The 8,001-nt window shown below is 70.4% G+C and carries 7 protein-coding genes and 1 pseudogene; all 8 read left to right on the top strand.

Going from position 1 to position 8,001, the window contains the following annotated elements; all coding sequences use genetic code 11:
- Positions 1-1,014, top strand: a 1,014-nt coding sequence (locus tag H0X00_RS19130) for an AAA family ATPase (RefSeq protein WP_293773992.1), incomplete at its 5' end; no start/stop codon positions are given.
- Positions 1,014-1,655, top strand: coding sequence for an HAD family hydrolase (locus H0X00_RS19125; RefSeq protein ID WP_293773990.1), 642 nt, complete (start codon positions 1,014-1,016; stop codon positions 1,653-1,655). The genes H0X00_RS19130 and H0X00_RS19125, both read left to right, overlap by 1 nt.
- Positions 1,656-1,688: 33 nt before the next feature.
- A complete protein-coding gene (ftsY, locus tag H0X00_RS19120; protein WP_293773989.1) occupies positions 1,689-2,852 on the top strand; it encodes a signal recognition particle-docking protein FtsY in 1,164 nt (387 codons plus the stop codon).
- 229 nt (positions 2,853-3,081) lie between these two features.
- Entirely contained in the window at positions 3,082-4,470 is a 1,389-nt protein-coding gene (locus H0X00_RS19115; protein ID WP_293773988.1) for an ammonium transporter, read from the top strand.
- On the top strand, positions 4,467-4,805 hold the full coding sequence (locus tag H0X00_RS19110; RefSeq protein WP_293773986.1) for a P-II family nitrogen regulator: 339 nt from the start codon (positions 4,467-4,469) through the stop codon (positions 4,803-4,805). Before H0X00_RS19115 ends, H0X00_RS19110 begins: the two co-directional genes overlap by 4 nt.
- 199 nt (positions 4,806-5,004) lie before the next feature.
- Complete coding sequence (locus H0X00_RS19105; protein WP_293773984.1) at positions 5,005-6,351, top strand: ammonium transporter; 1,347 nt, start codon at positions 5,005-5,007, stop codon at positions 6,349-6,351.
- 60 nt (positions 6,352-6,411) lie between these two features.
- The gene (locus H0X00_RS19100; RefSeq protein WP_293773982.1) at positions 6,412-6,750 is read left to right on the top strand and encodes a P-II family nitrogen regulator; all 339 of its coding nucleotides are present in this window, start codon (positions 6,412-6,414) and stop codon (positions 6,748-6,750) included.
- Between the two features lie 43 nt (positions 6,751-6,793).
- Positions 6,794-8,001, top strand: a pseudogene (locus H0X00_RS19095) ([protein-PII] uridylyltransferase); the annotation flags it as partial.

Raw genomic sequence — 8,001 nt, 5'->3', positions numbered from 1 at the left:
ACCCTGCTCGAGGGCTCGCTGGCTGCTGCCGGGGCCGAACGCGACGCTGCGGACCAGCGCCGGTCGGCCGCCGAGACAGCGCTCGCCGCCCAGCGCGGGTCGCTGCGGGGACTCGCCTCCGAGCTTGAGCGGCTCACCGACTCGGTGCACCGCGACGAGGTGGCTCGCGCCGAGCACCGGATGCGCATCGAGGTGCTGGAGTCGCGCGCCCTGGAGGAGCTCGGCGTCGCCCCGGATGTGCTGATGGCCGAGTACGGCCCGGACCAGCCGGTGCCGGTCCTGCCCGAGCCGGGCCCCGACGGGCAGCTCCCGCCGCTGGACCCCGACGTTCCGCTCCCGACGGTGGCGTTCGCCCGCCCGGAGCAGGAGAAGCGGCTGCGCACCGCCGAGCGGGCCTTGGCCCTGCTGGGCCGGGTCAACCCGCTCGCCCTGGAGGAGTTCGCTGCCCTGGAGGAGCGCCACCAGTTCCTCTCCGAGCAGCTGGAGGACCTGAAGAACAGCCGGCGTGACCTGATGACGGTCATCAAGGAGGTCGACGACCGGGTCCAGCAGGTCTTCGCCGAGGCCTACGCCGACGTCGCGCGGGAGTTCGAAGGCATGTTCCCGCGGCTGTTTCCGGGCGGCGAGGGCCGGCTCTTGCTCACCGACCCCGAGAACATGCTGACCACCGGCGTCGACGTCGAGGCGCGCCCGCCGGGCAAGAAGGTCAAGCGGCTCTCGCTGCTCTCCGGCGGCGAGCGCTCGCTGGTCGCGGTTGCGCTGCTGGTCGCGATCTTCAAGGCCCGGCCGAGCCCGTTCTACGTCCTCGACGAGGTGGAGGCGGCCCTGGACGACACCAACCTGGGCCGGCTCATCCAGATCATGGAAGAGCTGCGGGACTCCAGCCAGCTGATCGTGATCACGCACCAGAAGCGCACGATGGAGGTGGCCGATGCGCTCTACGGCGTGTCCATGCGCGGCGACGGCGTCACCACGGTGATCAGCCAGCGCCTGCGCGAGGAACAGCCCGCGTAATGCCGCCCGTCGAAAGGCGCGATCCGGAGCCGATCGAGGCCTACCTGTTCGACCTCGACGGCGTGCTGCGGGTCTGGGACGGCGCGGACCTGGCGGCCGTCGAGGCCCGGGCCGGCCTGCCGCCCGGGCGCCTCGGCGAGATCGCGCACGACCTGGACCGCTACGGGCCCGCGCTGCTCGGGGAGGTCACCGACAACGACTGGCGGGCCTCCGTCGTCGGGGCCCTGGTGGCGGACGGCCTGAAGCCGGACGTCGCCGTCGACGTCGTTCTGGACTGGAGCGCGAACCTGGGCCGGGTGGACCCCGAGGTCACTGAGGTGGTCGCCGGGATCCGGGCGGCCGGGGGGCAGGTCGCGCTGGTGGTGAACTCCACCGACCGTCTCGAACTCGACCTGGTGGTGCTCGGGCTGGATTTGGCGGTCGACACCGTCGTCAGCTCGGCCCGGACCGGGATCGCGTTGCCGGACGCGGCGATGTACGAGATCGCGGCCGGGATCCTGGCGGTGCCGGCGCCGCGCTGCGCCTACGTCGGCCCGCACGCGGAGCTGGTCGCCGGGGCGGAGCGGATCGGCATGACCGGGCACCTCTTTGACGGCGTGTCCGGCCTACGTGCAATCGTCGAGACGCTGTCTGCCCGCTAGAGCGAGTTCCGTCCGCCGAACCCGGGGTGTGTAGTGGATGTCCTGATCGTCACGACCGTGGTCGTGCTGCTCGCCTGCGCGGCCTTCGTCGCTCTGGTGGTGCCCGCCCTCAAACGGCAGGCGCCCTCCAAGACGCGACCGAAGACCCCGCCCGCGCCCGAGCCCGGCACGATCGCGGCGCCGGCGCCCGCCGAGGTCGTCGTACCCCCGACGGAAGCACCGGTCGAGGAACCGGTCGAGGAACGGGCTGCGCCGGCGCTCGACGTCCCGGAACCGACCGCGGGCCGGCTGACCCGGCTGCGCTCCCGGCTGGCGCGCTCGCAGTCCAGCCTCGGCAAGGGCCTGCTCACCCTGCTCTCCCGCGACGTGCTCGACGAGTCGACCTGGGAGGAGATCGAGGAGACCCTGCTCGGCGCCGACCTCGGCGTCGGCCCCACCCAGGAGCTGGTCGAGCGGCTGCGCACGCAGGTCCGGGTCCAGGGCAGCCGTACCCCGGACGAGGTCCGCGCCCTGCTGCGGAGCGAACTGCTCACCCTGATCGGGGAGGACACCGACCGCAGCCTGCACGCGATCCGCTGCCCCGACGAGCGGCCCTCGGTGACCCTCGTGGTCGGGGTCAACGGGACCGGCAAGACCACCACCACCGGCAAGCTGGCCCGGGTGCTGGTCGCGGACGGGCGCACCGTGCTGCTCGGCGCCGCGGACACCTTTCGCGCCGCCGCGGCCGACCAGCTGCAGACCTGGGGGGACCGGGTCGGCGCGCGCACCGTACGCGGCCCCGAGGGCGGGGACCCGGCCTCGGTGGCCTTCGAGGCGGTCAAGCAGGCCGCCGGCGACGACGTCGACGCCGTCCTGATCGACACCGCCGGCCGGTTGCACACCAAGACCGGCCTGATGGACGAGCTGGGCAAGGTCAAGCGGGTGGTGGAGAAGCAGTCCCCGGTGCACGAGGTGCTGCTCGTGCTGGACGCCACCACCGGCCAGAACGGCCTGACCCAGGCCCGCGTGTTCGCCGAGGTCGTCGCCGTCACCGGGATCGTGCTGAGCAAGCTCGACGGCACCGCCAAGGGCGGCATCGTCATCGCGGTCCAGCGTGAGCTCGGGGTGCCGGTCAAGCTGATCGGTCTGGGCGAGGGCGCGGACGACCTGGCCCCGTTCGACCCGGCCGCCTTCGTGGACGCGCTGCTCGAAGGCTGATCGGGGACTGGTCAGGCGCTGATCGGGCGCTGATTGCCATCGGTTGGCGATCTTGAGCCCTGCCCCGGAGCGTCGCGCGACCTGAGTCACACAGACGTAACACCGGTGCGGCATCGGTGATCTGGACGAAACATCTCTCACGCACCCGCGAAACGGATTCGCGGAACCCTTCGGACCAGGACGCGACCGCGGCCCGCTTGTGCCGTGGTGATGAAGGGAGAGACCACCTATGCCCGAAGAACTTCCCACCTGGGATACCGGGGATACCGCGTGGATGCTCATCAGTTGTGCCCTGGTTCTGCTCATGACGCCGGGCCTGGCGTTCTTCTACGGCGGCATGGTCCGCATGAAGAGCGTTCTGAACATGCTGATGATGTCCGCCGCCGCTCTGGCGATCGTCACGATCGTCTGGGTGCTCTACGGCTACAGCCTCGCACTGACCGACGACCAGGGCAGCGGGCTGATCGGCAGCCGCGATGCCTTCGGCCTGAACGACCAGATCTTCCTCGGTGACGACACCACCGCCCCCGCGCTTGCCGGGACCATCCCGGAATCGGTGTTCGTCGCCTTCCAGTTGATGTTCGCCATCATCACCGTCGCCCTGATCAGCGGCGCGATCGCGGACCGTGCGAAGTTCGGCACCTGGTGCGTCTTCGTCTTCATCTGGGTCTCGGTGGTCTACGTCCCGGTCGCGCACTGGGTCTTCTACTTCGGATCCGACACCAGCGCCCCCGGCTGGATCGTGGACTTCGGAGTCAACGACTTCGCCGGCGGAACAGCGGTGCACATCAACGCCGGTGCCGCCGCGCTGGCGCTCGTGCTGATCATCGGCAAGCGCAAGGGCTGGCGGCGTGACCCGATGCGCCCGCACAACGTGCCCTTCGTGATGCTGGGTGCCGCGCTGCTGTGGTTCGGCTGGTTCGGCTTCAACGCCGGTTCCGCGGTCGGCTCCAACGGCCTCGCCGGCGTCACCTTCCTCAACACCCAGGTGGCCACCGCGGCCGCCACGATCGGGTGGCTGGTCGTGGAGAAGATCCGCGACGGGCACTTCACCACGCTGGGCGCCGCGTCCGGCATGGTGGCCGGCCTGGTCGCGATCACCCCGTCCTGCAACACGGTCAACCCGCTCGGTGCGATGGCCATCGGCCTCATCGCCGGTGCGCTGTGCTGCGCGGCGCTGACGCTGAAGTTCAAGCTCGGCTTCGACGACTCGCTCGACGTGGTCGCCGTGCACCTCGTGGGTGGCCTCGCCGGCACCCTGCTGATCGGTGTCTTCGCCACCTCCGACGCCCCGTTCGGGGTCGACGGCCTGCTCTACGGCGGCGACGCCGAGCAGCTCGGCCGGCAGGCGGTGGGTGCGTTCGCGGTGATGGGTTACTCCTTTGTCGTGACGCTCATCATCGGGTTCATCCTCCACAAGACGATGGGCTTCCGGGTCGACGAGGACTCCGAGCTCGAGGGCATCGACGTCACCTCGCACGGTGAGGCGGCGTACGAGTTCACCGCGGTCGGCACGCCGATGGCGCGCCCGACCGGCGGTGGCGCCGGCTTCGGCCAGCACGCACCGCCGCCAGTCGCCGGGGGCATGCCCGGCGCGACCCCGAGGGTGGACGCATGAAGCTCCTGACCGCAGTCATCAAACCGTTCAAGCTCGACGACGTCCGTAGTGCCCTGGAGAAGTTCGGGGTGCAGGGGATGACGGTCAGCGAGGCCAGCGGGTACGGCCGCCAGCGCGGTCACACCGAGGTCTACCGGGGCGCGGAGTACACCGTGGACCTGGTGCCCAAGGTGCGGCTGGAGGTGCTGGTCGACGACGCCGACATCGCTGATGTGGTGGAGGTCGTACTCAAGTCCGCGCAGACCGGCAAGATCGGTGACGGCAAGGTCTGGGTCGTCCCTGTCGACACCGCAGTACGGGTCCGCACCGGCGAGCGGGACATCGACGCTCTCTAGGACCCTTTGTACTCAGCAGCGGGAGGCCCGGTCCGATGCGGACCGGGCTTTTCGCTTGCCCGTGCGGGTTACGCAACACAGATGTAACGCAGACGCAACATTGGTGATGATCCAGAAACAGTCCCGTCACGCCTTGGAAACCCCACCTCGGAACCGTCGCGCGACAGCGCGCGACGCGGTACGCGAGGAGGCCTCCACCATGCCGGAGATCAACGGGGCGGACACCGCCTGGATCCTTGCTAGCACCGCGATGGTGGTGGTGATGACCTTCGGGCTGGCGATCTTCTACGGCGGGATGGTCCGCTCCAAGAACGTGCTCAACACGATGATGATGGTCGTCGCGACGGTCGCCATCCTCACCGTCGTCTGGTTCGGCTGGGCCTACAGCCTCGCGTTCAGCGAGGACGTCGGTGGCGGCCTGGTCGGCGGCTTCGACGAGGTCGGCATGAAGAACACGATGGTCGAGACCTACGCCACGATCCCGAAGCCGCTGTTCGCGACCTTCCAGCTCACCTTCGCGATCATCACCTGCGCGCTGGTCTGCGGCTCGATCGTGGACCGGGCGAAGTTCAGCGCCTGGTGCGTGTTCATCGTGTTCTGGACGACGGTGGTCTACGCGCCGATGGCCCACTGGATCTTCTACTTCGGCGAGGGCGTCGACGACAACGGCGACCTGATCGATCCGGGCTGGTTGGTCGATCTGGGGACGCTCGACTTCGCCGGCGGCACCGCGGTGGAGATCTGTTCGGGCGCCTCCGGCCTCGCGCTCGCCCTGGTGATCGGGCAGCGCAAGGGCTGGAAGCGCGATCCGATGCGTCCGCACAACCTCACCCTGGTCATGCTCGGCGCCGGCCTGCTGTGGTTCGGCTGGTTCGGGTTCAACGCCGGGTCGGCCCTCGGAGCGAACGCGCAGGCGGCTCTGGCGCTGACCAACACGATGATCGCCGGTGCGCTCGGGATCATCGGCTGGATGATCGTGGAGCAGTTCCGCGACAAGACGCTCACCTCGTTCGGTGCCGCCTCCGGTGCGGTGGCCGGGCTGGTGGCGATCACCCCCTCGTGCGGGTCGATCACCCCGATCGGCGCCGGTGCCGTGGGTCTGATCGCCGGCATCGTGTGCTCGCTCGCCATCGGCCTGAAGTACAAGGCGGGCTACGACGACTCGCTCGACGTGGTCGGCGTGCACATGGTCGGCGGGACTGTCGGGTTGCTGCTGATCGGATTGCTCGCCAGCTCGCAGGCCACCGGCATCCTCACCGAGGACCCGGGCGACGGCATCGACGGCCTGCTCTACGGCGGCGGTCTGGACCAGTTGGGCAAGCAGGCGGTGGCCGTCGGTGCGGCGCTCACCTACGCCTTTGTGATGACGTACGTCATCGGGATCCTCATCCACAAGACCATCGGATTCCGGGTCAGTCCGGACGAGGAGGTCGGCGGTCTCGACCTCGCGCTGCACGCCGAGACGGCCTACGAGCTCGGTGTTTCCGGATCGTCGACGGGCCGAATGGCCGCGTCGCCGCCCTCCGGTGGCCCAGGTGACGAATAATCAGGTTTTACCCCCGGTGGATCTGGTTGCCCGGGCGGACAAGGACAGGAGAACTGGGCCATGAAGCTCGTCACTGCGGTGATCAAGCCCTTCAAGCTCGACGACGTCCGCAGCGCCCTGGAGACGCTGGGGGTGCACGGGATGACCGTGACCGAGGCCAGCGGGTACGGCCGCCAGCGCGGTCACACCGAGGTGTACCGCGGCGCTGAGTACGTCGTGGATCTGGTGCCGAAGGTCCGCCTGGAGGTGCTGATCGACTCCGCCGACGTCGAAGCGGTGATCGGCGCGATCACGGCCGCCGCGCAGACCGGGAAGATCGGTGACGGCAAGGTCTGGGTGACCCCGGTCGAGGCCGTGGTCCGGGTCCGCACCGGCGAGCGGGACATCGAAGCGCTCTGAACCTCGGCCGAGTACCGCGCCCCGCATCCCTTAGCGTCCGGGTATGACCTACGCGCAGGAGCGGGCCGCTGTGCTGGCGCGCGGCGAGCCTTACGGACCGGCCCGGCGCGCGGCCCTCTCCGACGCCGCCGACACCTGGCTCACCGAGCTGCTGCGCGCCGCGACGAGCGGTGAGGACGCCGGGGTCGCGCTGGTCGCGGTCGGCGGGTACGGCCGTCGGGAGATGGTGGCCGGCAGCGATCTCGACCTGCTGCTGCTGCACTCCCGCAAACGCGGGATGGACGAGGTCGCCAACGCGATCTGGTACCCGATCTGGGATTCCGGCACCAAGCTCGACCACTCGGTGCGCACGGTGGCCGAGGCGCGGTCGGTGGCCGCGGACGATCTCAAGGCGTTACTGGGCATGCTCGACATGCGGCACGTCGCCGGCGACGTCGGGCTCACCGAGCAGTTGCGCAGCACGGTCCTGGCGGACTGGCGTTCGGCCGCGACCAACCGGCTGCCGGAACTGCGCGAGTCGGCCGCCGAGCGCGACCGCAGCAACGGCGAGCTCGCCTTCCTGCTCGAGCCCGATCTCAAGGAGAGCCGCGGCGGCCTGCGCGACCTGGTGACGCTGCGCGCGGTCCAGGCCTCCTGGGTGGCCGACGTCCCGCACGCCCGGATCGCCGTGGCCCACGGCCGCCTGCTCGACGTCCGGGACGCGCTGCACACCGTCACCGGCCGCAGCACCGACCGACTGGTGCTGCAGGAGCAGGAGAACGTGGCGAGCGCCCTGGGGTTGCTCGACGCGATCGCGCTGATGCGTTCGCTGGCGGAGGTGGGCCGGAACATCGGCTATGCCTCGGACATCACCTGGCGCCGGGTGGAGCAGATTCTGGAGACCCGCACCCGGCGGTTCCGGCTGCGCGGCACCGGCGGCAAACCGGCTCCGCGCACGCCGCTGGCCGACGGCGTCGTGCAGTCCGAGGGCGAGGCGGTGCTGGCCCGGGACGCCGATCCGGCCAAGGACCCGATCCTGGTGCTGCGCGCCGCGGCGGCCGCGGCGCAGGCCGGCATCCCCCTCTCGCCCGGCACCGTCGACCGCTTCGCCGCCACCACGAAACGGCTGCCCGAGCCGTGGCCGGCCGCCGCCCGGGAGGAACTGGTCCGTCTGCTCGGCGCCGGCCGGCCCGCGGTCGCGGTGTGGGAGTCCCTCGACCTGGCCGGGGTGATGATCACCCTGCTGCCGGACTGGGCCCGGGTCAGCTGTCG

Source organism: Sporichthya sp., assembly GCF_013815995.1.
GTDB lineage: Bacteria > Actinomycetota > Actinomycetes > Sporichthyales > Sporichthyaceae > Sporichthya.
Note: the sequence above shows the minus strand (reverse complement) of the source record. Positions and strands in the feature narration are given on the sequence as shown.

What these genes read in the sequence shown, in the direction of transcription:
- H0X00_RS19125 (WP_293773990.1), top strand. Translation starts at nt 1,014, where the DNA reads ATGCCGCCCGTCGAAAGGCGCGATCCGGAGCCGATCGAGGCCTACCTG.
- H0X00_RS19115 (WP_293773988.1), top strand. Translation starts at nt 3,082, where the DNA reads ATGCCCGAAGAACTTCCCACCTGGGATACCGGGGATACCGCGTGGATG.
- H0X00_RS19110 (WP_293773986.1), top strand. Translation starts at nt 4,467, where the DNA reads ATGAAGCTCCTGACCGCAGTCATCAAACCGTTCAAGCTCGACGACGTC.
- H0X00_RS19105 (WP_293773984.1), top strand. Translation starts at nt 5,005, where the DNA reads ATGCCGGAGATCAACGGGGCGGACACCGCCTGGATCCTTGCTAGCACC.
- H0X00_RS19100 (WP_293773982.1), top strand. Translation starts at nt 6,412, where the DNA reads ATGAAGCTCGTCACTGCGGTGATCAAGCCCTTCAAGCTCGACGACGTC.